The organism is Thauera sp. 27, from assembly GCF_000310125.2.
GTDB lineage: Bacteria > Pseudomonadota > Gammaproteobacteria > Burkholderiales > Rhodocyclaceae > Thauera > Thauera mechernichensis.
Genome location: NZ_AMXB01000010.1, coordinates 1 through 25,066, shown reverse-complemented (window position 1 = coordinate 25,066; position 25,066 = coordinate 1). Strand labels below are relative to the sequence as shown.

General features: G+C 67.4%; 20 protein-coding genes. 8 read left to right on the top strand and 12 right to left on the bottom strand.

Features of this window, described 5'->3' with window-relative positions:
• Nucleotides 1-104: 104 nt before the first annotated feature.
• From B447_RS07025 to alc, 8 genes are all read right to left on the bottom strand, one after another.
• Entirely contained in the window at nt 105-905 is an 801-nt protein-coding gene (locus tag B447_RS07025; RefSeq protein ID WP_002924358.1) for a GntR family transcriptional regulator, read from the bottom strand.
• Nucleotides 906-1,019: 114 nt separating this feature from the next.
• Entirely contained in the window at nt 1,020-1,994 is a 975-nt protein-coding gene (locus B447_RS07020) for an ABC transporter ATP-binding protein (RefSeq protein WP_037982533.1), read from the bottom strand.
• Nucleotides 1,991-3,025, bottom strand: a complete 1,035-nt coding sequence (locus B447_RS07015; RefSeq protein WP_051018771.1) for an ABC transporter ATP-binding protein — start codon at nt 3,023-3,025, stop codon at nt 1,991-1,993. Before B447_RS07015 ends, B447_RS07020 begins: the two co-directional genes overlap by 4 nt.
• Before the next feature lie 5 nt (nt 3,026-3,030).
• On the bottom strand, nt 3,031-3,939 hold the full coding sequence (locus B447_RS07010; RefSeq protein WP_002938157.1) for an ABC transporter permease: 909 nt from the start codon (nt 3,937-3,939) through the stop codon (nt 3,031-3,033).
• Nucleotides 3,940-3,942: 3 nt separating this feature from the next.
• A complete protein-coding gene (locus B447_RS07005; RefSeq protein ID WP_002924350.1) occupies nt 3,943-4,896 on the bottom strand; it encodes an ABC transporter permease in 954 nt (317 codons plus the stop codon).
• Between the two features lie 120 nt (nt 4,897-5,016).
• Entirely contained in the window at nt 5,017-6,660 is a 1,644-nt protein-coding gene (locus B447_RS07000) for an ABC transporter substrate-binding protein (RefSeq protein ID WP_002938156.1), read from the bottom strand.
• Nucleotides 6,661-6,896: 236 nt separating this feature from the next.
• A complete protein-coding gene (locus tag B447_RS06995) occupies nt 6,897-7,409 on the bottom strand; it encodes an ureidoglycolate lyase (RefSeq protein WP_002938155.1) in 513 nt (170 codons plus the stop codon).
• Nucleotides 7,410-7,491: 82 nt separating this feature from the next.
• A complete protein-coding gene (alc, locus tag B447_RS06990) occupies nt 7,492-8,541 on the bottom strand; it encodes an allantoicase (protein ID WP_002938149.1) in 1,050 nt (349 codons plus the stop codon).
• A gap of 374 nt (nt 8,542-8,915) precedes the next feature.
• Here alc and B447_RS06985 point away from each other — a divergent pair, with 374 nt between their 5' ends.
• From B447_RS06985 to B447_RS06965, 5 genes are all read left to right on the top strand, one after another.
• Entirely contained in the window at nt 8,916-9,686 is a 771-nt protein-coding gene (locus tag B447_RS06985) for an aspartate/glutamate racemase family protein (RefSeq protein ID WP_269745238.1), read from the top strand.
• 30 nt (nt 9,687-9,716) lie between these two features.
• The gene (locus B447_RS06980) at nt 9,717-11,111 is read left to right on the top strand and encodes an NCS1 family transporter (protein ID WP_232431573.1); all 1,395 of its coding nucleotides are present in this window, start codon (nt 9,717-9,719) and stop codon (nt 11,109-11,111) included.
• A gap of 7 nt (nt 11,112-11,118) precedes the next feature.
• The gene (puuE, locus tag B447_RS06975) at nt 11,119-12,057 is read left to right on the top strand and encodes an allantoinase PuuE (protein WP_002938137.1); all 939 of its coding nucleotides are present in this window, start codon (nt 11,119-11,121) and stop codon (nt 12,055-12,057) included.
• A 288-nt stretch (nt 12,058-12,345) separates the two neighbouring features.
• A complete protein-coding gene (locus tag B447_RS06970; RefSeq protein ID WP_002933448.1) occupies nt 12,346-13,809 on the top strand; it encodes an NCS1 family nucleobase:cation symporter-1 in 1,464 nt (487 codons plus the stop codon).
• A 178-nt stretch (nt 13,810-13,987) separates the two neighbouring features.
• Nucleotides 13,988-14,926 (top strand): DMT family transporter, encoded by a 939-nt coding sequence (locus B447_RS06965; RefSeq protein ID WP_232431566.1) that lies wholly within the window; start codon nt 13,988-13,990, stop codon nt 14,924-14,926.
• Between the two features lies 1 nt (nt 14,927).
• Here the strand turns inward: B447_RS06965 and guaD are convergent, their stop codons facing one another.
• Genes guaD through xdhA form a run of 4 tightly spaced genes read right to left on the bottom strand, consistent with a single transcriptional unit; the run spans nt 14,928 to nt 21,198 of the window.
• Nucleotides 14,928-16,238: a guanine deaminase gene (gene guaD, locus B447_RS06960; RefSeq protein WP_002938120.1), complete on the bottom strand. Its 1,311-nt coding sequence runs from the start codon at nt 16,236-16,238 to the stop codon at nt 14,928-14,930.
• A 49-nt stretch (nt 16,239-16,287) separates the two neighbouring features.
• Nucleotides 16,288-17,340: a xanthine dehydrogenase accessory protein XdhC gene (gene xdhC, locus B447_RS06955; RefSeq protein ID WP_002938118.1), complete on the bottom strand. Its 1,053-nt coding sequence runs from the start codon at nt 17,338-17,340 to the stop codon at nt 16,288-16,290.
• Nucleotides 17,337-19,688 carry a xanthine dehydrogenase molybdopterin binding subunit gene (xdhB, locus tag B447_RS06950; RefSeq protein ID WP_002938115.1) on the bottom strand — a complete coding sequence of 784 codons (2,352 nt, stop codon included), beginning with the start codon at nt 19,686-19,688 and terminating at the stop codon, nt 17,337-17,339. Before xdhB ends, xdhC begins: the two co-directional genes overlap by 4 nt.
• Nucleotides 19,689-19,698: 10 nt before the next feature.
• Entirely contained in the window at nt 19,699-21,198 is a 1,500-nt protein-coding gene (gene xdhA / locus B447_RS06945; protein ID WP_002938112.1) for a xanthine dehydrogenase small subunit, read from the bottom strand.
• Between the two features lie 376 nt (nt 21,199-21,574).
• On the opposite strand from xdhA, the gene B447_RS06940 reads away from it, so the two are divergent.
• From B447_RS06940 to B447_RS06930, 3 genes are all read left to right on the top strand, one after another.
• Entirely contained in the window at nt 21,575-22,342 is a 768-nt protein-coding gene (locus tag B447_RS06940; RefSeq protein WP_002938110.1) for a GntR family transcriptional regulator, read from the top strand.
• 250 nt (nt 22,343-22,592) lie between these two features.
• The gene (locus tag B447_RS06935) at nt 22,593-23,945 is read left to right on the top strand and encodes an NCS2 family permease (protein ID WP_002938109.1); all 1,353 of its coding nucleotides are present in this window, start codon (nt 22,593-22,595) and stop codon (nt 23,943-23,945) included.
• Nucleotides 23,946-24,013: 68 nt separating this feature from the next.
• Nucleotides 24,014-24,916: a toll/interleukin-1 receptor domain-containing protein gene (locus tag B447_RS06930; protein ID WP_002938108.1), complete on the top strand. Its 903-nt coding sequence runs from the start codon at nt 24,014-24,016 to the stop codon at nt 24,914-24,916.
• The last annotated feature ends 150 nt before the right edge of the window (nt 24,917-25,066 follow it).

Genomic DNA, 25,066 nt, shown 5'->3' with positions numbered 1-25,066 from the left:
CGCCGGTGCGCGGCGACGCTGGACGCGAAGTTTAGGCCCGAGCTCCCGGGGCAGGGTGCGCGCGTGCCTATAAGGCACATCAGCGACTGCGTATCTGCCCTTGTTCAGGCCTTCAGCAAGGCCTCGAATACCGACTCGAGATCGAAGTGCTCATCATCGTCGTCCAGTCTCAGCGTCTGCTCCACATGCTTGAGGTGCACCAGCAGCTGTTCGCGCGCGCCCTCGCCGTCGCCCCGGCGGATGTGCTCGACGATGTCGAGGTGCTCGTGGTCCTTGCAGGCGCTGGCGTCCGGGGAGTCGTACAGCGAGATGATCAGGCTGCTGAGCGCAACCAGGCGACGGGTGATGTCGATGAACAGGCTGTTGCCCGTGAGCTCGGCCAGCAGCAGGTGGAAATCCCCGGTCAGCCGGGTAAGGGCAGCGTGGTCATGCGCCAGGCGTGCGGCACCCTCCTGGGCGAGATGCGCCTCAAGGCGCTCGAGCGCCTCGGGCGTGATTCCCTGGGCAAGGGTCTCGACTACCGCAGTCTCGATCGCGCGCCGCGCGGCGAAGACCTCGCTGGTCTCGCGTGCGCTCGGACTCGCGACATAGGCGCCGTGATTGGGCTTGAGGGTGATGATGCGGTCCTGCGCAAGACGGAAGAAGATCTCGCGCAGTCGCGTGCGGCTGACACCGAACACCCGGCAAAGACGCTCCTCCGACAGCTTGGTGGCGGGGGGCAGCTTGCGGTGCGCGATGGCCTCGAACATCAGGTCGTAGATGCGCTGGTTGTCGAGGGCTGGCGCAGCCGAAGTGCCCCCGGCATCGCGGGCGCGTGGTGCGCGCCGGCGTTCGGATGCCTCGTCGGCAAGGACGACGGGTGTCTCGGGCGACTTGCGGGGGCGGGCCGGGCGGGTTGTGGGCATGTGGCAACACTGGGTTTATCGCACAACCCTCATTTTCGTGGGCTCTGCGCGCGACGTAAACGGATAAGGTGAGGATCTCATGCCGATTGCGCACAAATAGTTTGTGCACGCCTCTCAGCGAGCGCTTGCCGGCTGTATGCAACGCAGCAGGCGGTCGCCGTCCATACGTGCAGGGGGCAGCGGATCGTGGCAGCTCGCACTCGCGAGGGTGCAGCGCGGTGCGAATGCACATTCGGGAATGCGCCGCGTCAGCTGCGGGGGTGAGCCGGGGATCGCGTTCAGCGCCTGGCGGCGGTCCATGCCCGGATGCACCGTCGCCGCCAGCAGGCCCTGGGTGTAGGGGTGCCAGGGCGCGCGCATGACGGTGTCGATCGGCCCCTGCTCGATGACGCGTCCGGCGTACATCACGGCCGTGCGGTCGGCGACCTCGATGGCGACGCCGACGTCGTGGGTGACGAAGATCATGCTCATGCCCATCTCGCGCTGCAGTTCCTTGAGCAGCAGGAGTACCTGGATCTGCACCGTGGCGTCGAGCGCGGTGGTCGGCTCGTCGGCGAGCAGCACCTTTGGCCGGCACGACAGCGCGAGCGCGATCATCGCGCGCTGGCGCATGCCCCCGCTCATCTCGTGCGGATAGGCGTCCAGGCGCTTGCGCGCCGAAGGGATCTGCACGCGCTCGAGCATCTCCAGCGCGCGGGCGCGGGCATCGGCCCGGCTGCAGCCCTCGTGACGGCGTATTGCCTCGCAGATCTGTTCGCCGATCGTGAACACCGGGTCGAAGGCGAGCATCGGCTCCTGGAACACCATCGCCACCGTCTTGCCGCGCAGGCGCGACAGCGCGCCGGCGTTCATCGCCAGCACGTCCTCGCCGGCTATGCGGATGCTGCCCTCGATGCGGGTCTTGTGCGCCGGGTGCAGGCGCATCAGCGACTTCATCGTCACGCTCTTGCCGCAGCCCGACTCGCCGAGCAGGGCGAGCGTCTCGCCGGGCGCCAGGTCCAGATCCACGCCGTCGACGGCATAGATCGGCCCTTCCTCGCTGCGGAAGGTGACACGCAGGTCACGGACTTCAACCATTGGGTGGCTCATGCGGGCAGTTCCTCGAGGGTGATCACGCGGCTGTAGCCGGAGTCCGGCTGCAGGCGATGGCAGGCGGCGACCTGCTGACCGGTGACACGGCGCAGCGCGGGCACCTGCTGTGCGCAGACCGGCTCGGCATGCGGGCAGCGCGGGTGGAAGCGACAACCGGCGGGCGGCGCGATCGGGTTGGGCGGATCGCCTTCGAGCACCGCGTGCTGGCGGCGCTCGCCCGGCGTCTGCGCCGGCACCGAGTCGAGCAGGGCGCGCGTGTAGGGGTGCAGCGGGCGCGCGTAGAGCTCGGCCACCGGGCCGGATTCGACCACCTGGCCGAGGTACATCACCATCACCTCGTCGCTGACGTACTGCACCACGTTGAGGTCGTGCGAGATGAACAGGTAGGTGAGGTCGAACTCGCGCTTGAGCTCGGCGAGCAAGTTCAGCACCTGGGCCTGTACCGATTTGTCGAGTGCAGACACGGCCTCGTCGAGGATGACGATCTCCGGCCGGATCGCCAGCGCGCGCGCGATGTTCACCCGCTGGCGCTGGCCGCCCGAGAGCTCGTGCGGATAGCGGCGGATGAACACGTCCGGCTTGAGGCCGACGCGGTCGAGCAGGTCGCGCGCCAGCGCCCGTGCGGCATTGGGGGCGATGCCGTGGATCTGCGGCCCGAAGGCGATACTGTCCTCGATGGTCAGGCGCGGGTTGAGCGAGGCGTAGGAATCCTGGAACACCATCTGCATGTGCTTGCGCAGCGCCGTCAGCGGGTGGCGGCCAACGCCGTTGCCGAACGCCTGGCCGCGGATGCGGATGCGCCCCTCGTCGGGTTCGATGAGGTGCATCAGCAGGCGGGCGGTGGTGGATTTGCCGCAGCCCGATTCGCCGACGATGCCCAGCGTGCGCCCGCGATGGACGTCGAAGCTGACGCCCTCGACGGCGCGTACCCACTGGCGCGGGCGGCCGAAGAAGTCGCGCCCGGTGGGGAAGTGCTTCTTCAGGTCCTGGACCTGGAGCAGGGGGGCGGAGGGGGTTGGAGTGTTCATGGCGTTCACCGCTTGATGTCCATGGCGCTGCGCAGCCCGTCCGAGAGCAGGTTGAAGCACAGCGAGGTGATGAAGATCATCAGGCCAGGCAGCACCGAGACCCAGGGCTGCAGGTAGATGGACTGGCGCAGGGTGTTGAGCATCAGGCCCCACTCCGGTACCGGCGGCTTCACGCCCAGACCGAGGAAGCTCAGGCCGGCGGCGAGGATCATGCATACCGATACCAGGCTGGTGGCGTAGATGAACACCGGGCCGAGCACGTTGCCCAGCACATGCACGCGGATCAGCGTGAATGCGCCGGCGCCGGTCGCGCGTGCCGCGTCGACGAAGTCGAGGTTGCGCACCGAGGTGGTGATGCTCTCGGCCACGCGCGCGATCGGTGGGATGAACACCAGGGTCAGCGAGATGATCGCGTTGGCGAAGCCGGCGCCGAGCGCGCCCGAGATCGCGATCGCCAGCAGCACCGCCGGGAAGGCGAAGAAGACGTCGGTCGTGCGCATGATCACGCTGTTGAGCCAGCCGCCGAAGAAGCCGGCCACCACGCCCAGGCCGGTGCCGACGACGAAGGCGATGAACACCGGCAGCAGGCCCATCACCAGGCTCATGCGGCCGCCGTGCATCAGGCGCGACAGCATGTCGCGGCCCAGCTCGTCGGTGCCCAGCCAGTGGCCCGGGGTGCCAATCGGCGCCAGGCGCTGGCTCATCACCCCTAGCGCGGGGTCGTGCGGGGCCAGCCAGGGCGCCAGCAGCGCCATCAGCATCAGGCCCAGCAGCAGCCCGGCGCAGCCCATCGACACCTTGTCGCGGCGCAGGCGCAACCACACCGTGGCCCAGTAGCCGCGCGAGCGCAGCGGCGCCACGACCGTGGCCGGGCCCGCAGCGGCGGCGGCCGTGGTGGAAGACGCGTTCGTCATCGCTCAGCTCCTCTTGATGCGCGGGTCGAGCAGGGTCTGCACGACATCCACCAGCAGGTTGAGCGCGACGAAGAACATCGCCAGCACCAGGATGATGCCCTGCAGCAGCGGGATGTCGCGCTGGAAGATCGCGGTGTTGAGCAGAAAGCCGGTGCCCGGCCAGGAGAACACCGTCTCCACCAGGATCGAGCCGCCCAGCAGGTAGCCGAACTGCAGGCCCATCACCGACAGCACGGTGGGGGCGGCGTTCTTGGCCACGTGGCGGGTGATGGCCAGCGCGCCCAGGCCGCGCGCGCGCAGTGCGCTGACGAACTCGGCGTTGAGGATCTCGGCCACCGTGGCGCGCACGGTGCGGGTGACGATGCCCATGGGGATGAAGCACATCGTCACCGCCGGCAGCACCAGGTACTGCAGGTGGGCCCAGTCCCAGCGCCATTCGCCCGAGCCATCCGCGCCCGCGCCCATCGAGGGCAGCCAGTCGAGCTGCACCGAGAACACGATCACCAGCACCAGGCCGAGCCAGTAGTGCGGCACCGATACGCCGGTGATCGCGATTGCGGTGGCGAGCTTGTCGATCCAGCGCCCGTTGAAGAAGGCGGCCAGCGTGCCGAGCACGATGCCGCCGCCAAAGCCGATCACTGCCGCGGCGACTGCCAGCAGCAGGGTATTGCCGAGGGCGAGCGCGATGTCACCCATCACCGGGCGTCCGGTGGCCACCGACAGGCCGAGGTCGCCCTGCAGCGCGCGCTGCACCCAGGCCCCGAACTGCACCACCAGCGGGCGGTCCATGCCGTAGGCCTGCTTGATCGCGGCGACCACCTCGGCCGGGGCGTCGGCGGGGATCACCGCCGTCAGCGGGTCGCCAGGGGCGAGGTGGACCAGCGAGAAACACACTGCGGCCACCGCGAGTGCAATCGGAATCGCATACAGGATGCGCTTGAAGATGAATGCGAACATGCTTGCCCTCCAGTCCGGGAAGCGGCCGGCGTACGCCCCCCCATTCGAGCAGGGGCGCTCAGGCGCGGCCGGTGGATGGCCGGCGGGGCGTGCCTAGCGCACACCGCCGCCGGTGCCGGATCACGGCTTCATGTGGACCGGGGTGAGGTCCTGGAACCAGCTCTTGGCCTGCACGAAGCCCTGCACGCGGCTGCTCATCGCGCGCGGACCGACGTCATGGCCGACGAACAGGAAGGGCGCATCCTCGACCAGGGTTTCGTGCAGCGCGGTATAGACGCGGCGGTTCTCCGCGGGGTCGAAGGCGGTCTGCAGCTCGCCGATCAGGGCGTCGACCTTCGGGTTGGCGTAGTAGCCCCAGTTCAGCGACACCGGCGCCACGTTGCGGCTGTCCATGAAGCGGATGATCGCGGCGAAGGGGTCGTGGGTGGCGAAGGTGATGTTGGTGGCGTGGGCGCCGAGCGAGGCCGGGTCCTTGGCGCCCTGGCGCCAGTTGTTGAACAGGGTCTCCCACACCAGCACCTCGAACTCGACCTCGATGCCGACCGCCTTCAACTGCTGCTGGATCAGCTCGTTCATCGGCAGCGGCTGCATCTGCCCCGAGCCCGAGGCCGAGATCAGTACCTTGGCGCGCAGCGGCTTGTCCGGGCCGTAGCCGGCTTCGGCGAGCAGGGCCCTGGCAGCCGCGGGGTCGTGGCGGATCTCGAAGGCGGGCTTGCCGAAGGCCGGGTCGTCCGGCAGCAGCAGGCCCTGCGCCGGCACCATGTTGCCGCCGAGGAGCTGGCGAATCGCCTCGCGGTCGACCGCCAGGTTGGCGGCCTGGCGTACGCGCTTGTCGAGCCAGGGCGAGCCCTCGGCGAAGCTGAACTGCCACGGCCAGATGTGCGGATAGCCGTTGCTGGTGACGGTGAAGCCGCGGCTGCCGAGCATCGGCAGCATGTCGGCCGGCGGGTTCTCAACCCAATCCACCTGGCGCGACAGCAGGGCATTGGCACGGGTGTTGCCCTCGGGGATGGGGATCAGCACCAGGCGGTCGGCCTTGGCGCGGCGCGCCGGGTTCCAGTAGTCGGTATTGGGGACCAGCACCGCACGTTCGCGCGGGGTCAGGCTCTCGAGCTTGAACGGGCCGGTGCCCGAGGGCTGGGTCTCGAAGGCATTCCAGTCACGGCCGAGCTTCTCCCACTGCGCCGGGCTGGAGAAGAACATGAAGGGCAGCTGGTTGAGCAGCATCGCGTTCGGCGTCTTGGTGGTGATCTCCACCGTGTAGTCATCCACCTTGCGGATGCTCTCGTAGGCCGGCAGGCGAGCGACGACCTGTGCGGCCTGCTTGGCATCGAACTGCGGCGCGGTCTGGTCGAAGACCTTGGCGAAGTTGAACACTACCGCGTCGGCGTTGAAGGTCGAGCCGTCGTGGAAGCGCACGCCCTCGCGCAGCTTGAAGGTCCACTTGCGCGGATCCTCCTTCGACACGCTCCATTCGGTGGCGAGCTGCGGCACCAGTGGCGCGGCGCGGTCGGCGCTCGACAGGTCCCAGCTCACCAGTGCGTCGTAGAGCGTCATGCCGGTGAAGCGCACGCCCTCGAAGCCGGAGTTGGGTGCGCCCGAGGTGAGCGGAATGTCGGAGGCGGTCATGCCGATGCGCACGGTACCCTGGGCGAGTGCAGTCGAAGGCAGGGTGGCGCCGATGGCGAGCGCAGACAGCAGGCCTGCGCCAAGGACCGTGTGGCGCAGTGCGCGCGGGGTGCGTAGGGCGGCGAGAGGCTTCATGAAGATCTCCTGTGGGTGAGGTGATCTTCTCTAAGCATCTCTCGTGCCAGATTGTAAAAATCGCTGTATCGATTTAAGAATACAAAAAATAATCAGTAAAAACAGTTTGTTGTGATTGTTTTCTGGTTTGCTGACAGGTGTGCTCACGGCCCTGACTGTGGCGTGCATGCACCGCATTCGTGTGCGGTCCAGGGCTTGCGCACTGTCCTGGCGCATGGCAGCCCCGGGGTGTGACTTCAGCCCGGCGCTGCGATTCTGCCCGGGGTCTCGAGCTGGATCTCGTCGCAGTTGTGCCCTGGCCCGCTGCGGTCGATGACGATGAAGTCGCAGATTTCGTCGAGTGCGAGCAGGGGGTGGTGCCAGACGCCGGGGGCGTAGTTGACGCCCTGGTCGCCGCGGGCGAGGAAGACCGTCAGGTCTTCTGCGGTGGGCGGTGCGCCGGCGGGGGCGACGACGACCAGATAGGGCTTGCCCGACATGGGGATGAAGGCCTGTGAGGCGAGCGGGTGGCGCTCCATCATGTTCACGGTGAAGGGCAGGGCGCGGGGCTGTCCGCGGAAGATGGAGACGATGACGCGGCCCTCGGGCCCGGGCTCGATGCGAGCGAGGTCGTGGTAGCGCTCGGTGTTGCCGGCGTTGATGGTGAAGTGCTGTGCGGCGTCGCTGGCCTCGATGAGCTGGCCGAAGGGTGCGAAGGCCTCGTGGGTGAGGGGCGCGACGGCGAGGGGGAGGGCGGGGTGCGCGGTCATGGTGTGCTCTCGGGTGAGGAAGGGGGCGACACGCCGGTCGGGCGCCCGGGCGCAGGGCTGCGCCCGCGAAGCGCCGGTCTTGTTATTTGGCCTCGACCTTGCCCCACAGGCGCAGTCGCGAGACGCCGCCGTCGGGGAAGATGTTCAAGCGCACGTGGGTGATCGGCCCGAGCTTGGCCACTTCTTCGGTGAAGCTGTGGATGGCGTCCATCTCCAGCTTCTGCTCGGGCAGCAGGGTGTGCCAGAACATCGACTGGGTGGTGATCGAGCGGTCGGTGCCGCCGGTGACATAGGCGGCCTGGATCGAGCAGCGATCGGGGTAGTTGCCCTTGAAGAAGGCGGTGTCGACCTCGATGCGCTCGACCGTGCCGGGGGCGCCGAGCTCGAGCACGCACCAGTCGTTGCCCGGTTCGCGGCGGCGGCGGGTCTCCCAGCCATCGCCCATGTTCATGCCACGGCCCGGCAGCAACAGCGCAGCGGCCGAAGAGCCGAAGCTGGCGTCGTTCCACGACACGGCGCGGCCGCCATTTTCCATCGCCACCAGATCGACGAGTTCGCCCGCGGCGGCCTTGGCCGCGAGCGAGCCCAGCGGGCGGCCATAGACGCGCAGGCGCGCGATGCCGCCGTCCGGATACATGTTCACGCGCAGGTGGGTCCAGGCCGCGGTGCTGGCGCACTCGAGGAGGTGATGGCTGTTGGGCCCCATCGGGGTGGCCGGAAGGATCTCGGTCCAGGTCGCGGCCTGGAGCGCGGCCACGTCATCGGCGTCGGAGACGCAGGCCTCGATCGAGACGGCGGGCGGGTAGTTGCCGGTGAAGTGAGAGGTGTCGACGTCGAAACCGCGGATGACGCCCCTGACGCCGAGTTTGACGAGTGCCCAGTCGTGACCGGCGACGCGCTTGCGGCGCGACTCCCAGCCATCCATCCACTTGCCGTTGGTGTCGAACTTGCCGGGGACGAACTGTGCGGGCTCGGGGTTGAGCATGCGTGCGACCTCGGCGAAGAAGTCGTCGGAGGCGGCGATTGCCTTGGCGCCCAGGCGCGGGTTGGCGAGGTCGACCGAGCGCAGCGCCCAGTCGGGCAACTCGGCAGGGGGGGCGAAGACGGGGGCGCCGGGAGTGTGGCTGGCCATGGGGGGCTCCTGGTTGAGTGTGAGGAGAGAGGTTCTCGAAAATTGTATGCGAAGACAAAAATAATCGTATACAAAACATTTTGAATCGACTTTTGAGTGGTTCTGCCTCATATCAGCGCGCTGATCCGCCCAATAAGCGCTCAAGAATGATGCCGAGGGGCGGGCGGAATCCCTTGCGATATCGCCGTTTCCGTGTCGCAGCGGGCAAGACCTTTCCTGGGGCGCGGCTGCAGCCGTAGGGGGGCGTCTGCCGGTGTCGTTGCGATGGCTTCATCAAATGTTTAAATGAACACAAAAAACTATTTGTTTTGTGTACAAAAGACGATTAATGTTTTTGTAACGGCAGCGTTCAGGATGTCGGTACGCATCACAGCATGAAGAATCGAGAGGACACCATGCACATCAGGCTCATCAACCCCAACACCACTGCGTCGATGACCGCCAAGATCGGCGTGGCTGGCGCGCGCGTCGCCGCAGCGGGTACCCAGGTCTCGGCCACCAATCCGGATGCCGGTCCCGTCTCGATCGAGAGTCACTTCGACGAGGCCGTCAGTGCGCTGGGCGTGCTGGACGAGATCCGTCGCGGTGAACGGGAGGGCGCGGATGGGGGCGAGCGTGTAGACGCCTATGTGATCGCCTGTTTCGGCGACCCGGGCCTGCTTGCCGCACGCGAGCTCACCACCGCGCCGGTGATCGGCATTGCCGAGGCCGCCTTTCATCTCGCCACGCTCATCAGTACGCGCTTCTCGGTGGTCACCACGCTCGGACGCACCTGCATCATCGCCGAGCACCTGCTGCAGAACTACGGCTTTGCTCACCACTGCCGCAAGGTGCGTGCGGCCGAGATCCCCGTGCTCGACCTGGAGGACGACGGCGCCTGCGCGCTCGGCCGAATCATTGACGAATGCCGTCGTGCCAAGACCGAGGATGGCATCGGCGCGATCGTGCTCGGGTGTGGCGGCATGGCAGACCTCACCGACGAGATTCGCGAGGCCGTCGGCCTGCCGATCGTCGAAGGCGTGACTGCTGCCGTGAAACTGGCCGAGTCGCTGGTGAGCCTGCGCCTGGGGACCAGCAAGCATGGCGATCTCGCCTTCCCGCGCGCAAAGACCTTCACCGGCCGCTTCGACTACCTCGGCAGCTGAGCGTCCACCACCCCTGGAGGAGCAAACGAAATGACAAGCAAGGCACATGACGTCTCCCTGGCCGGCACTGCCGGTACAGGACGTACCGGCGCGCAGCCCCATCACGAGACTCACTCAAAAGCCCTTGGCGAGGAGTCGCTCGCGCCCCAGCAGACTCGAATCATGGGCAAGTGGTCGTATCTGCTCGCCTGGTTCGGCGGCTGCGTGTCGATCGGCACCTTTGCCATGGGCTCGAGCGTGGTCGGTACGCTCAACCTGTTGCAGGCGACGATGGCGATCGCCATCGGCTGCTTCGTGATCGGCATCGCACTTACCCTCAATGGCGCAGCCGGCCTCAAGTACGGCATCCCCTTCATGGTCCAGGCCCGCACGGCCTTCGGTTTCGCCGGCACGCGCTTCCCCGGGCTGGTACGGGCAGTGCCGGCAATCGTCTGGTACGGTTTCCAGAGCTGGGTCGGGGCGGGCGCGCTCAACCTGGTGTCGGCCTCGCTGTTCGGCTTCGACAACCTGGTGGCCTGGTTCATCATCTTCCAGATCCTGCAGATCGGCCTGTCGGTGCTCGGCTTCCAGGGTATCAAGTGGCTGGAGAACATCGGCAGCGGCTTCATCCTGGTATCGCTCACCTACATGTTCTTCAGCGTCATCGACAAGTATGGCGAGGAGATCAGTGCCAACCTGGTGAACATCGAAGGCACCTGGGGCCTGCCGTTCTGGGGGGCGACCATGCTCTTCCTGGGCATCTACAGCACCATGATGCTCAACGTCAGTGATTACTCGCGCGAACTCGAGAAGGGCATCCGGCGCGGGCCGCTGACCACGCTCTATGCGATGTCCATCCTGCCGTGCACGCTGTTCATGGGCCTGATCGGGCTGATGGTGTCGGGCGCCACCGGTGTGGCCGATCCGATCCAGGTGTTCTCGAGCGCGGTGGACAACAAGCCGCTGCTCATCATCACGCTGCTCTTCATCGCCTTCGCCCAGGTCACGACCAACGTACTCAACAACGTCGTACCGCCGACCTACGTGCTGATGGATGTGTTCAAGCTCTCGTTCCGCAGCGCGGCGGTCATCGTCGGTCTGCTCGCCTTCGGCACCTTCCCCTGGGAATTGGTTAAGGACGAGTCCGCCGCCGGCTTGCAGGTCTTCGTGCAAACCTACTCCGCCTTCCTCGGCCCGATCTTCGCCGTGCTGGTGGTCGATTACTACCTGATCCGCCGCCGCAACCTCGATCTCGGCAAGCTTTATGACGAGAACGGCCCCTATCGCGGCGTTAACTGGGCGGGCATCGTTGCCTCGCTGGTGGGGGCGGCGGTCGCGCTCAGCTTCTCCGCGGTGTCCTGGTACGCCAGCCTGATCCCGGCCGGCCTCACCTACTGGCTGCTGATGAATCACTGGGGCGCCTGCAAGCGTTTCCTGCAGAACTGAGTCAGTCATGAGCTCGAATACTGCCTACCCCCGCGACCTCGTCGGCTACGGCCGCAACCCGCCGCATGCCGACTGGCCCGGCCGCGCCCGTATCGCCGTGCAGTTCGTGCTCAACTACGAGGAAGGCGGCGAGAACTGCGTGCTGCACGGTGACGCCGGCAGCGAGCAGTTCCTGTCCGAGCTGTTCAACGCCGCCAGCTACCCCGAGCGCCACCTGTCGATGGAGGGTATCTACGAGTACGGCTCGCGCGTGGGCGTGTGGCGCTTCCTGCGCGAGTTCGAGCGCCGCGGCCTGCCGATGACGATCTTCGGGGTGTCGATGGCGCTCGAGCGCCACCCCGAGCTCACCGCCGCGTTCAAGGAACTGGGCCACGAGATCGCCTGCCACGGCTGGCGCTGGATCCACTACCAGAACGTGCCGGAAGAGCTCGAGCGCGAGCACATGAAGATCGGCATGCAGATCATCGAGCGCCTGACCGGCGAGCGCGCAGTGGGCTGGTACACCGGCCGCGACTCGGTGAACACCCGGCGCCTGGTGGCCGACTACGGCGGCTTCCTGTACGACTCGGACTACTACGGCGATGACCTGCCGTTCTGGACCGAGGTGCGCAAGACCAACGGCGACACCGTGCCGCACCTCGTTGTGCCCTACACGCTGGACACCAACGACATGCGCTTCGCGCTGCCGCAGGGCTTCTCGCACGGCGACGAGTTCTTCGAGTACCTGAAGGACGCCTTCGACGTGATGTATGCCGAGGGCGAGGAGCGCCCGGCGATGATGAGCATCGGCATGCACTGCCGCCTGCTCGGCCGCCCGGGCCGCTTCCGTGCGCTGCAGCGCTTCCTCGACCACATCGAGAAGCACGACCGCGTATGGGTGTGCCGCCGCGTCGACATCGCCCGCCACTGGATCGAGCGCCATCCCTGGCAGCGACGCGACGTGTAGAAACACACCGCCCCATGGCGGGGGCGCACGTGGCGTTTCCCCGTAGGGGCGGCGCCAGCCGCGAGCCTTTTTTGGCCAGGCCCCCAGCCGCATCGCCTTCAACTCCGCGCGGCTGGCGCCGCTCCTGCAGGATGGGGCTGACCGCGGCGCTGGTCGGCGGGTCAGGCGAATCCGACGCCATTGATACCCAACGAATCGTCCGTTGCGGAGCGGGCGAGGGGTTTTCTGCTTCCGCAAGTAGTACCGACCCCCATAACCAGAAGCCGCGCGGCGGCAATGGAGCCACCCATGGAAAGCGAAAAGATCGACCTCAAGATCCAGCATATGGACCCCAGCCTGTACAACTCGGATCTCGCGCCATTGCCGCCGGACAAGCGCAAGTGGGGCTGGTTCGAGATCTTCAACGTCTGGTCCAACGACATCCAGAGCCTGTTCGGCTACACGCTGGCCGCGACCCTGTTCATCTCCTACGGACTCAATGGCTGGGCGGTATTCGCCGGCATCATCCTCGCGGGCATCATCGTCAATGTGCTGGTCAACCTCACCGGCAAGCCCGGTGTGAAGTACGGCATTCCGTACCCGGTGATCGCACGCGCCTCGATGGGCGTGCATGGCGCCAACTTCCCCGCACTCATCCGCGGCATCGTCGCCATCTTCTGGTACGGGGTGCAGACCTACTTCGCATCGACTGCGCTCGCGCTGCTGTTCAATGCGCTGCTCGGCAACCCGGGTGGGGGGACCTTCCTCGGCATGACGGCGGTGGACTGGTTCTCCTATGCGGTCGTGTGCGTGTTCCAGCTTGCACTCTTCCTGCGCGGCTTCGACTGGATCACCAAGTTCCTGAACTGGGCGGGGCCGCTGGTCTACCTGGTGATGATCGCGCTCCTGGGGGTGATCTGGTACAAGGCCGGCGGCGGCCTGCTCAACGAGCTGGGCACCATCTTCGATGGCAAGGGTGAGCACCCCGGTGGCCCGGTCGCGGCCTTCGTCGCAGTGGTCGGTACCATGGTCGCCTACTTCGCCGCCGTGGTGATCAACTACGGCGACTTCTCGCGCTTCGTGAAGAACGAGTCGCAGATGAAGTGGGGCAACTTCCTCGGCCTGCCGGTGAGCCTGGCCCTGTTCTCCTTCCTCGCGCTCTTCATCACCGCCGGCACCGCCGTGCTGTTCGGCGAGATGATCACCAACCCGGCCGAGATGGTGGGCAAGGTCGACAACCTGGCGCTGACCATCATCGCTGCGCTCACCTTCTTCGCTGCCACCGTCGGCATCAACCTGGTGGCGAACTTCATCCCGGCGGCCTTCGGCCTCGCCAACCTCGCCCCTGCGAAGATCAGCGCACGCACCGGTGGCATCATCACCGCAGTCATCTCCTTCTTCATCGGTGGCTTGTGGGTGGCCTTGATCAGCCATATCGGCATCGCCGGCTTTGTCGATACCCTGGGTGCAGTGCTGGCGCCGCTGTACGGCATCGTGGTTGCCGACTATTACCTGGTGCGCAAGCAGAGGCTCAACGTGCAGGACCTGTTCTCGGCCGAGCCGGGATCGACGTACTACTTCGACAAGGGTTGGAACAAGCGCGCACTGTTTGCCTTCTCGGTCGCATCGCTGTTCTCGGTGGCCTCGGTGTGGACGCCCGCACTCGCCTCGTGGGCGGGTTTTGCCTGGCTGTTCGGCGCGCTCCTCGGCGCCGTGCTGCACCTTGGCCTGATGCGCATGCGTGCCCCCGCGCCGGTGGCGGAGGCAGCCTGAGCCTCTTGCTAGTGTGCTGATCCTGCGTATCACTCCGCCCATATGTCGGGCGGGCGCGCAGGGTGGATAATCAACTTGCACTGATACTCGTCACCGAGCTCCCCGGTCGACACTCAGCTGTTGTTTTCGCCGCGGTTCCCCGTCAGGGGCGCCGCGGCATTTTCCTTTTGGAGTACCCATGTCTTCCCCCGCGACACAGGCTGCCGCCCCATCCTCATCGCCATCCCGTACCTCCCGGCTCGCCTTGTGCGCGCTCGCGGTGCTGTCCCTGATCTGGGGCTACAACTGGGTGGTGATGAAGCAGGTGATCCAGTACGTTGATCCCTTCGATTTCTCGGCCATCCGCACCGTACTCGGCGCTGCCACCCTGTTCCTGGTGCTTGTCGTGCTGCGCAAGCCAATGACCCTGGTGGCGGCGCGCCAGGTGATGCTGCTCGGTGTGCTGCAGACCGCTGCCTTCACTGCGTTGATCCAGTGGGCGCTGGTGGCGGGTGGCGCCGGCAAGACCGCGGTGCTGGTCTACACCATGCCGTTCTGGGTGATTCCGATGGCGTGGTGGGCGTTGGGCGAGCGGGTGCGCGGGCTGCAATGGGGGGCGATTGCGATCGCGGGCTTTGGCCTCGTGCTGATACTCGAGCCCTGGGCTGCGGGCGGCAGTGCCTTCAGCAACCTGCTTGCGGTCGGTGGCGGGCTGACGTGGGCTGCTTCGGCGGTCGTCGCCAAGCGCATGCGACTTGCGCGTGAGTTCGACCTGCTTGCGCTCACGGCTTGGCAGATGCTGTTCGGGGCTCTGGCGTTGTGCATCGTGGCGCTGGTGCTGCCCTCCAGGCCGATCGATCCGACGCCGTACTTCTTCGCTGCGCTCGCCTTCAATGCCGTGTTTGCCACCGGGCTGGCCTGGCTGTTGTGGCTGTACATCCTGCAGCACCTGTCGACCGGGATGGCGGGCCTGTCTGCGCTCGGGATCCCGATGATCGGTGTGCTCGCCGGCTGGATCGAACTCGGCGAGCGCCCCAGCGCGGCCGAGTTCGCCGGCATGCTGCTGATTGGCGGCGCGCTGGCGATGATCAGCCTGTGGTCGCTGTGGAACGCGCGCCGCGCCAACGGCGGGCGCTGACTCACCCAGGCCTTTGCCAGCGCGCTTCGCCCATCACGTGGGTTGCCGCCACCGCGCGGTCGTCGCCCAGCATCATCAGCACGAACAGGCGCTCGTCCAGGGTCTGGGCGCAGGCCATGCGGCGTGCCAGCAGCGGTGTGGCCTGCGGGTCGAGGACGACGAAGTCGGCCTCCTTCCCGGGCAGGAAGTTGCCGACGCGATCGTCCAGATAAAGGCTGTGCGCCCCGCCCAGTGTGGCGAGGTGGAAAGCGCTTGCGGCAGACAGCTTCTGGCCCTTGAGCTGCAGCACCTTGTAGGCTTCGTTCAAGGTCTGCAGCATCGAGAAGCTGGTACCGGCGCCGACGTCGGTGCCCAGGCCCACTCGCAGGCCAAGCTCGTTGGCGCGCCCGAGATCGAACAGACCCGAGCCGAGAAAGAGGTTCGAGGTCGGACAGAAGCTGATCGCCGCGCCCGTCTCGGCCATCCGCCTGCGGTCGGTGTCGTCGAGCCAGATGCAGTGCGCGTACACCGAGCGCATGCCGAGCTGGCCGTAGCGGTCGTACACGTCGAGATAGCTGCGCGCCTCGGGATAGAGCCCGGCCACCCAGGCGACTTCGCCCTGGTTCTCGGCTACGTGCGACTGCAGATAGATCCCCGGATGCTCAGCGTAAAGGCGGCCGGCGAGCGTCATCTGCTCGGGCGAGGAGGTGGCCGCGAAGCGCGGCGTCACCGCGTACTGCAGGCGGTCGCGGCCATGCCAGCGCTCGATCAGTGCCTTCGACTCGGCGTACCCGCCCGTCGCGGTGTCGCGCAGGAAGTCGGGGCAGTGGCGGTCCATCAGTACCTTGCCCGAGATCATGCGCATGCGCCGCTCGAGCGCAGCCTCGAACAAGGCGTCCACCGAGGCAGCGTGCACGGTGGCGAAGGCGAGTGCGGTGGTGGTGCCGTTGCGCAGCAGTTCGTCGCAGAAGAAGCTGGCGACGTTGCGCGCGTGTGCCGGGTCGGCAAAGCGTGCTTCGGCCGGAAAGGTGTACTTCTCGAGCCAGGCCAGCAGCTGCTCGCCATGGCTGGCGATGATGTCGGTCTGGGCGTAGTGGATGTGGGTGTCGACGAAGCCGGGCAGGATCAGCTTGCCGCGGTAGTCGGTCAGCGGCAGCTCGGCTGGCAGGCGGGCGAGCAGCTCCGGCGCTGGCCCGAGCTCGGCGACGTGGCCGTCGCGCAGCACCAGCACGCCGTCGGCGAAGTGTTCGAGGGCGGACTCGCCGGCACTGGCAGGGTTGGCGATGAAGTGCAGGATCTCGCCGCGGACGGCGTGCAACTGGGGCGTGTTCATGTGGGGAGTGTCTTGTGGTATGCGAGAGGGGGACAGGGCAAGGGCGTGTTCATGCGGCACAGTCGCGCAGGGCGGGCCGCGCGGCGAATGAGGCGCCGCGCAGTTGCAGCACTTCGGCAGCGATGGCGACCGCGATGACCTCGGGCTCCTTGCCACCCAGGCCAGGCGTGCCGATCGGGCAGTTGAGGCGGGCGATGGCCTGCTCGCCATAGCCGCGTGCGCGCAGGCGCTGCTCGAAGCTGGCGCGCTTGGACTGCGAGCCGATGAGGCCGCAGCAGCGGAAGTCGCCGCGGTCGAGGATCGCGCGCACGAGGTCGAAGTCGAGTGCATGACTGTGGGTCAGCACAAGGAAGACGGCGTCGGCCGGCGCGGCGCGCACTTCGGCTTCGGGCACGTCGGTGCAGCGGACCTCGATGTTCGGCGCGACCGCGGCGGGGAATTCGTCCTCGCGTGGATCTACCCAGCGCACCTGCATCGGCAGGCGCCCGAAGAGTTCGGCGAGGGCGCGGCCGACGTGACCAGCGCCGAACAGTACGACCTGAAGCTCGGGCGGCAGGCTGACGTCGAGCAGCGCGTCAGCGCCGCGAGCGGGCGTGCTCGCCAACAGCGCGGCGTCGTCGGCGCGGCCGGCGAGCAGGCTGCGCGCGCGTTCGAGTTCGCGCGCATCCGCAAGCTCGGCCTCGGGGTGCTCGCCGAACACACGCACCGCGGGGCGATCGCCAGTGAGGGCGACGATGCGGCCCCAGGGGCGTGCGGTGGCAGCGTATGCGCGCGCGGCCGCAAGCCAGTCGCACTGGCCCGCGCCGACCGGCTCGAAGGCGAGCTGCATGACACCGCCGCAGCACTGGCCAACGCTGGCGCCGAGCGGGAAACGCACCAGGCTGGGGCTGCGTGCGCCATCGGCAAGGAGCTGACGGGCCACGGCGATCGCACGCAGTTCGAGCTGGCCGCCGCCGATCGTGCCGTGACAGGTGGTGGCGCTGACGATCATGCGCGCACCGGCTGCGCGTGGTGTCGAGCCACGGGCGGCGGCCACCGTCACCAGCACGGCGCGCTCACCGGCGTCGATCAGGCGCGCAAGCTGTTCCACCCAGGTATTCATGGTTGCGGCTCCGCTGCAGTGTGTGCGCACGCTGCACGCACGGCGTCGATCGCGTCGAGGATGGCCTCCGGTGTCGCCGGCGCACGCAGGGGCGGAGCGCAGCGGCCGTCGCCGACGGCGGCGACGGCGTCGCGCAGCGCGAACAGCACTGCAAAGCCGAGCAGCAACGGCGGCTCGCCAACCGCCTTCGAACGCAGGATGGTCTCTTCGTGGTTGCTGTTGCGGAACAGGCGGGTATGGAACTCGGCTGGACAATCATGCGCGGCGGGGATCTTGTAGGTCGATGGGGCGTGGGTCATCAGCCGGCCGTCCTTGTTCCACCACAACTCCTCCATCGTCAGCCAGCCCATGCCCTGGATGAAGGCGCCCTCCACCTGGCCGACGTCGATTGCCGGGTTGATCGAGTTGCCGGCATCGTGCAGCAGGTCGGCGCGCAGCAGGCGCCACTCACCGGTGAGGGTATCGACCAGCACCTCGGCCACCGCTGCACCGTAGGCGAAGTAGTAGAACGGGCGGCCGGTCAGCGTGCTGCGGTCCCAGCTCAGGCCGGGGGTGGTGTAGAAGCCCTCCGACCAGAGCTGGACGCGGGCCTGGTAGGCCTGCTGCACGCACTCGGCAAACGGGATCGCAACAGCGCCGGCGTGCACATGGTCGTCGGCAAAGCGCACCGCGTCTGCGTCGATGCCGTGGCGCTGGGCGACGAAGTCGGCGAGACGCTGGCGGATGCGGCGTGCGGCATCCTCGGCCGCCTTGCCGTTGAGGTCGGCGCCGGTCGAGGCGGCGGTGGCCGAGGTGTTGGCGACCTTGCTGGTGTCGGCGGCGGTGGCGCGTACCTGCGCCAGCGCGATGCCGAGCGTGTGCGCCACCACCTGGCAGACCTTGGTGTTGAGGCCCTGGCCCATCTCGGTACCGCCGTGGTTCACCAGCACCGAGCCGTCGGTGTACACATGCACGAGCGCGCCGGCCTGGTTGTAGTGCGCGACGTTGAAGGAGATGCCGAACTTCACCGGTGTCAGCGCCAGGCCCTTCTTGAGCACCGGGCTGCCGGCGTTGTAGGCGGTGATGGCCCGCCGGCGCTCGCGGTAGGCGCTGTCGGCCTCGAGTTCGGCGACCAGTTCGTGGATCACGTTGTCTTCGACGCGCTGGCCGTAGGGGGTCAGGTCGCGGCCAGCGCCGCCGTAGAAGTTGAGCTTGCGCACGTCGAGCGCATCGCGGCCCAACTCGCGCGCGATGCTGTCGATGATGTACTCGATCGCCACTGCGCCCTGCGGCCCGCCAAAGCCGCGGAAAGCGGTGTTCGACTGGGTGTTGGTCCTTGCGCACAGGGCGCGGATGTCGACATCGGCGAGGTAGTAGGCGTTGTCGAAGTGGCAGATCGCGCGCGTGGCCACCGGGCCCGAAAGGTCGGCCGAGAAGCCCGCGCGCGCCACCATCTCGATGCGCGCGGCAAGGATGTGGCCTTCGTCGTCGAAGCCGACCTCGTACTCGTAGTGGAAGTCGTGGCGCTTGCCGGTGATCATGAAGTCGTCGTCGCGGTCGGGGCGCAGCTTGACCGGGCGGCGCAGGCGCGCCGCGGCCAGCGCGGCGACGCAGGCGAACAGGGCCGACTGCGACTCCTTGCCGCCAAAGCCGCCGCCCATGCGGCGCATTTCCACCACCACCTGATTGGCCGCCAGGCCCAGGGCATGGCTGACGACGTGCTGCATCTCGGTGGGGTGCTGGGTCGAGCACCACAGGTGGATGCAGCCGTCTTCGCGCGGCACCGCGTAGGAGATCTGGCCCTCGAGGTAGAACTGCTCCTGTCCGCCCACCTGCCAGCTGCCCCTGAGCCGGCGCGGTGCGGCGGCGAGGCGGGCAGCGGGCTCGCCGCGCACGAGTTGCATGGGGGGCAGCACGAAGCTGTTCTGCGCCTTCGCCTGCAGTGGGTCGAGCACCGCCGGCAGCGGCTCGTAGCTCACCTTGGCGCGGCGTGCGGCGCGGCGAGCGTGCTCGTGGCTATCGGCCACCACCGCGAACAGGGGCTGGCCGACGTAGTGCACCACGCCGTCGGCGAGGATGGGATCGTCGTGGATGATCGGTCCGCAATCGTTGGTGCCGGGGATGTCGGCAGCGGTAAAGACCGCGATCACGCCCGGCATGGCGCGCACCGCGTCGAGCTCGATGGCGACGATGCGCGCATGAGCCTGGGTCGATAGCCCGAGCGCCGCGTGGGCCGTGCCGGCCAGCTCGCGGATGTCGTCGACATAGGTGGCCTCGCCGGCAACGTGCAGGCGGGCGGATTCGTGCGGGTGGCCGTGGTGGGCGGCCGGAGCGGCCTGACGTGCCTGGGTGAAGGATTGGGCTTTCATGGGGGCAACCTCAGGGCTGGGCGGCGAAGCTGTCGAAGGCGGCGAACACGCGTGTCTGTTGCGCGTCGAGCGGGTCTTGCGCCCGCGTCTCGAGGTAGAAGCGGCGCAGCAGGGCTGCAGCGGTGCGGCGCCTGTAATCGGCACTTGCGCGCAGGTCGCTCAGCGGTGCGTAGTCCTCGGCCAGTGCGCGCAGCGCCGCGGTCAGCGTGTCCTCGTCCCAGCGCCGGCCGTCGATGGCGGCCTCGGTGCGCAGGGCGCGGCGTGGGGTGGCGGCCATGCCGCCGAAGGCGATGCGCGGGCCGCGCACGACGCCGTCTTCGAGGCGAAGCGCAAAGGCGCCGCATACGGCCGAGATGTCCGAGTCGAAGCGCTTCGACAGCTTCCAGCTGCGAAAGCGCAGTGCTGATTCATGCACCGGCACTTCGACGGCCTCGACGATCTCGTCGGCGGCGAGATCCTTGCGCATGTAGTCCAGGTAGAAGGCTTCGAGCGGCAGGCTGCGGCGGCCACCCGGCCCGTGCACCACGACCTCGGCGCCGAGCGCGATCAGCGCCGGCATCGAATCGCCGATCGGCGAGCCGTTGGCGACATTGCCGCCGAGTGTGCCGGCATTGCGCACCGGCGGCGAGGCGAAGCGTTCCCACAGTTCGCCGAGCTCGGGGTAGGGCAGACAGAGCGCTGCGAAGGCGTCGCTGAGCGAGACCGCGGCGCCGATGCGCAGCCGTCCGCGTGCCTCCACGACCTGTTGCAGGGCCTCGACCTGGCCGATGTAGAGGAGGTCGCCGACGTCGCGGAACTGCTTGTTGACCCACAGCCCGATGTCGGTACAGCCTGCGAGCACGGTTGCCTGGGGATGGCGGCTGCGCAGCTCGATCAGCGCTTCAAGCGTACGCGGAGCGAAGAAGTGCGCGCCGTCATGGGCATAGTCGAGCGCCTCGCTGCGGCGCAGGCGGAGCAGTGCGGCACGAACCGCCTCGCGATCCAGCGCCTGCGCAGGGTGTTCGAACATGCGTTGGCCGGCCTCGAGGATGGGCCGGTAGCCCGTGCAGCGGCACAGGTTGCCGGTAAGCTGGCTACTGATGCGTGCGGCGTCCGGGCGCGTGCCGTCGGGAACGCAGGCGTTGTAGAGGTCCCAGAGGGACATCACGAAGCCGGGCGTGCAGAAGCCGCACTGCGATCCGTGGCAATCGACCATCGCCTGTTGCACCGGATGCAGCCGATCGTCGGCCTGGCGGCGCAGGTACTCGACCGTAAACACGGCCTTGCCGTCGAGCGCGGGCATGAACTGGATGCAGGCATTGACGCTGAACAGACGCAGGCTGTCGGTGTCGCCTGCCAGTTCGCCGACGACGACGGTGCAGGCGCCGCAGTCGCCTTCGGCGCAGCCTTCCTTGGTGCCCGTCAGGCCGCGGTGGATGCGCAGCCAGGCGAGCAGGCTGGTAGTGGGCGCGATGCCGGTCACGTCGACCGGTTCGCCGTTGAGCAGAAGGCGGATTGCGTCTGTGTTCATCGTCTCGTCCTGATGGGGTGTGCCGTGCGAGCGGCTGTCATTCGTTCTACGCCGGCCTGCCCGACTTGTCCAAGAGCGCCAGGTGGTTGGGAGCAGCGCGGTGATTTGATCGTGGATTCTGATTACAAAATTGTCAACAATCGATCGGGCGACTGCTCCGGAACATGCCCTTGCCGCTTGTCGTGCCCCGGTGCGCAGCCGCGAGCCTGTAACGCCCGGCCGCATTGGGTTTGCTCCCGAGCGCAGGGGCGCCCCATGGCCGCGAGTCGGCGCCAGAGCCAATATGGGGAATCACGATCCCGTTATAATCCTGCCGCCCGTCTGGAGGGCAGAACTGGCAGCATGACGGGCAGCAGGGTGCGGACGGAGGTCGGGAATGAGCGAAGGGCAAGACGATGGCCGCATGGCGGCAGGCAAGGCCGGCCGGACGCCGTCGTCGGAGGAGATCCAGCGCGTGTTCGAGTCGTTGCGCAACGCCGTGCTCGACCAGCGCCTGCCGCCCGGTCTGCAGCTGAAGGAGCAGGGTCTGGCCGACGCCTTCGGCGTCAATCGAGCGGTGGTGCGCCAGGCGCTGGCCCGTCTGGAGATCTACCGCCTGGTGACGCACGCCCCCAATCGCGGCGTATTCGTCGCAAGTCCATCGGCGGCCGAAGGGCGGGATCTGTTCTGCGCGCGGCGCTACATCGAGGCTGCGATCGTCGAACTCGCCGTGGAGCGGCTCGACGAGGCCGCGCTGGCGCGCCTGCGCGCCTTGGTGCAGCGCGAGCGTGCCGCCTACGCCGGGGGCGATGTGCGCAAGGCGTTGCGCATGTCGATCGACTTTCACCTGCAGCTCGCCGAGAGCGTCGGCAATACGGTTCTCGCGGCCTTCCTCGACGAGATCATCACTCGCACGCCGCTCGTTGTGCTGGCCCATCGTCGTGAGTCGCCGCCGGCTTGCATGCTGAGCGATCATGAAGACATCCTGGATGCCATCGCGGCACGCGATGTGGAGCGCGCGCGGGCGCTCATGAGCGAGCATGTCGCCCACCTCGAGGGGCGCCTCGCGCTCGATCGTGGTGAGTCGTCCGAGGATGACGATATTGCCCGTCTGCTTGCGCTGGACGGCCTGGGGACCGAGGACGGCGGGCGGGGACCGCGCTGAGGGCGTGCGCACCAGCAGCTGTCCGGCCAGCTATACGGGCAGGCTGATGCAAGGTATTTGGTGATCCATATGGTCACTGCCGCGCCTCGCTATCTAAACTGCAATCTCTGTCGTTGCCAAAATCGTTAACAATATCGGCGGCGCAGTGCGAGAGTGCATCGGGCGCGTCCGCTGTGGCCACGCTCGGCTTGCATCCAGCCAGAACCCGGGCCCATGCTGGCGCTCGCCCGGTCACGAGGAGACATCGCTCATGCAACCCCATTCTTCCACTACGGTCGCGGCGCCCGAGGGCGTACCGGTCGGTCCCGACAGCTGGCTGGAGCGACGCTTCGGCCTCACCGCGCATGGCACGACCGTGCGCACGGAGCTGTTTGCCGGGCTCACCACCTTCATTACCATGGCCTACATCATCTTCGTCAATCCGACGATCATGGCCGCGGCAGGCATGGACCAGGGGGCGGCCTTCGTTGCCACCTGCATCGGTGCCGCCCTCGGCTGCCTGCTGATGGGCTTCTATGCCAACTGGCCGGTCGGGCTGGCGCCCGGCATGGGTCTCAACGCCTTCTTCACCTACACCGTGGTTGGCGAGATGGGCTATAGCTGGGAAGTCGCGCTGGGTGCCGTGTTCCTGTCCGGCGTACTGTTCATGGCGATGAGCTTCACCCGCTTGCGCCAGTGGTTGCTTGACAGCATTCCGCGCAGCCTGCGCTTTGCGATGGGGGCAGGCGTTGGCCTGTTCCTTGGGCTGATCGGGCTGAAGATCGCCGGTATCGTGGTTCCGAGCGATGCAACGTTGGTGACCATGGGCTCGATGCTCGAGTTGCCGGCCGCGCTTGCGGGTCTGTGCTTCCTGATGATCGGCGTGCTCAGCCACTACCGCGTATTCGGCGCGATCCTGATCAGCATCCTTGTTGTGACCTTCATCGGCTGGTTGGTGGGCATCGTCGACTACGGCGGACTGGTGTCGATGCCGCCGAGCCTGGCGCCCACGCTACTGGCCATGGACGTGGCTGGCGCCTTCGATGTCGCGATGATCAGCGTCATCCTCGCTTTCCTGTTCGTGAACATGTTCGATACCGCCGGCACGCTGATGGGTGTGGCGCATCGGGCCAAGCTGACCAAGGCTGACGGCAGCATCGAGAACCTGCCGCAGGCGCTCAAGGCCGACAGCAGCGCGAGCGTGATCGGTGCCTGTGTCGGCTGCCCGCCGGTGACGAGCTACGTCGAGAGCTGTTCGGGCGTAGAGGCGGGCGGGCGCACGGGACTGACGGCAATCACCGTCGGCGTGCTGTTCCTGGTGGCGATGTTCTTCGCCCCGCTGGCCGGCATGATCCCGGGCTATGCCACCGCCGGCGCGCTGATCTATGTGGCGATGCTGATGACTACCGGACTCGCCCACATCGACTGGGAGGACTACACCGACACCATCCCGGCAATCGTCACCGCGGTGATGATGCCGCTTACCTTCTCGATCGCGAACGGTATCGCGCTGGGCTTCGTGGCGTATGTGGTGCTCAAGTTCTGCACGGCCCAATGGCGTGCCATCTCGCCCGCACTTTACGCACTGTTCGTGCTCTTTCTGGCGAAGTTCGTCTTCCTCTAGGCATACGCCTGGCGGCGGCTGAAGCGGCGTGCTTGAATGAAGGACCACGCCGCAGGGGCCGATCGTTCATGCCTTGCCTGTTCGTTTCCTACCGCCGAGAGGATAGTGCGGGCTTTGCCGGCCGCCTCACCGATGCGCTCGAGCAGCGCTTCGGCGTGGGGAGCGTGTTCCGCGACGTGGACGACATCCAGCCGGGTGAGGATTTCGAGGCGGTCATCGAGCGCCGCCTGCACGATGCCAAGGCGGTTCTGGTCCTGATTGGTCCTGGCTGGCTGGCCGCCTCGGCCGCGGGCGAGCGCAGGCTCGATCACCCGCAGGACTTCGTGCGCCGCGAGATCGAACTTGCGCTCGGCTCGGGGCGGCCCGTGGTGCCGATCCTGGTCGGTGGCGCATCGATGCCGGAAGCTACGGTGCTGCCCGCGTCCATCCGTGGGCTGTCGAACCGGCATGCGCTCAGTCTTGGTGACGCTTCGTGGGCAGCCGACCGCATGCGGCTCGAGGCTGTACTGGCGCAATGGGTGAAGCCCGCCGATGCCGCTCGCTCGCGTGGAGCGGGGCGCTTGCTTGGGGCCGCGGCCGCGACGCTTGCCGCAGTGGGCTTGGGCGCGTGGCTGTGGGGGGCGGACGCGCAGGATGAGGTGCAGGCGATCGTCGGTTCCTGGCACGCCGAAGTCCGCTACCCCTGGAATCTGAGCCTCGAGGAGACTTACGATTTCGAGCTCAGGGACGGTCGCATCGAAGGCCTGGCGAGTTTCCTCGGGATGCCGCGTGTGGTCGAGGCGGTGGAGTGGCGGGACGGTCGGCTGCACTTCCTCACGCGCAGCGAGGTGGTGGCTGGCGAGGCGCAAGCCAGTGAACTGGTCCAGCACTACGAGCTCACCCCGGACGGCGGTGAGTTGCAGGTACGCCTGGAGATCCAGCGCAACGGTGGTCGGGATCCGCCGCTCGAGTTCGTCGCCAGGCGCCGCTGACTGACCAAGGCTCGCCGTAGGAGCGGCGCCAGCCGCGAGCTTCTCGTCGTCCGCCCAACGCCCATCGCCTTCAACCCCTCGCGGCTGGCGCCGCTCCTACGACGGGCGACGCGCGTGTTGGTTTTCGGTAGGAGCGGCGCCAGCCGCGAG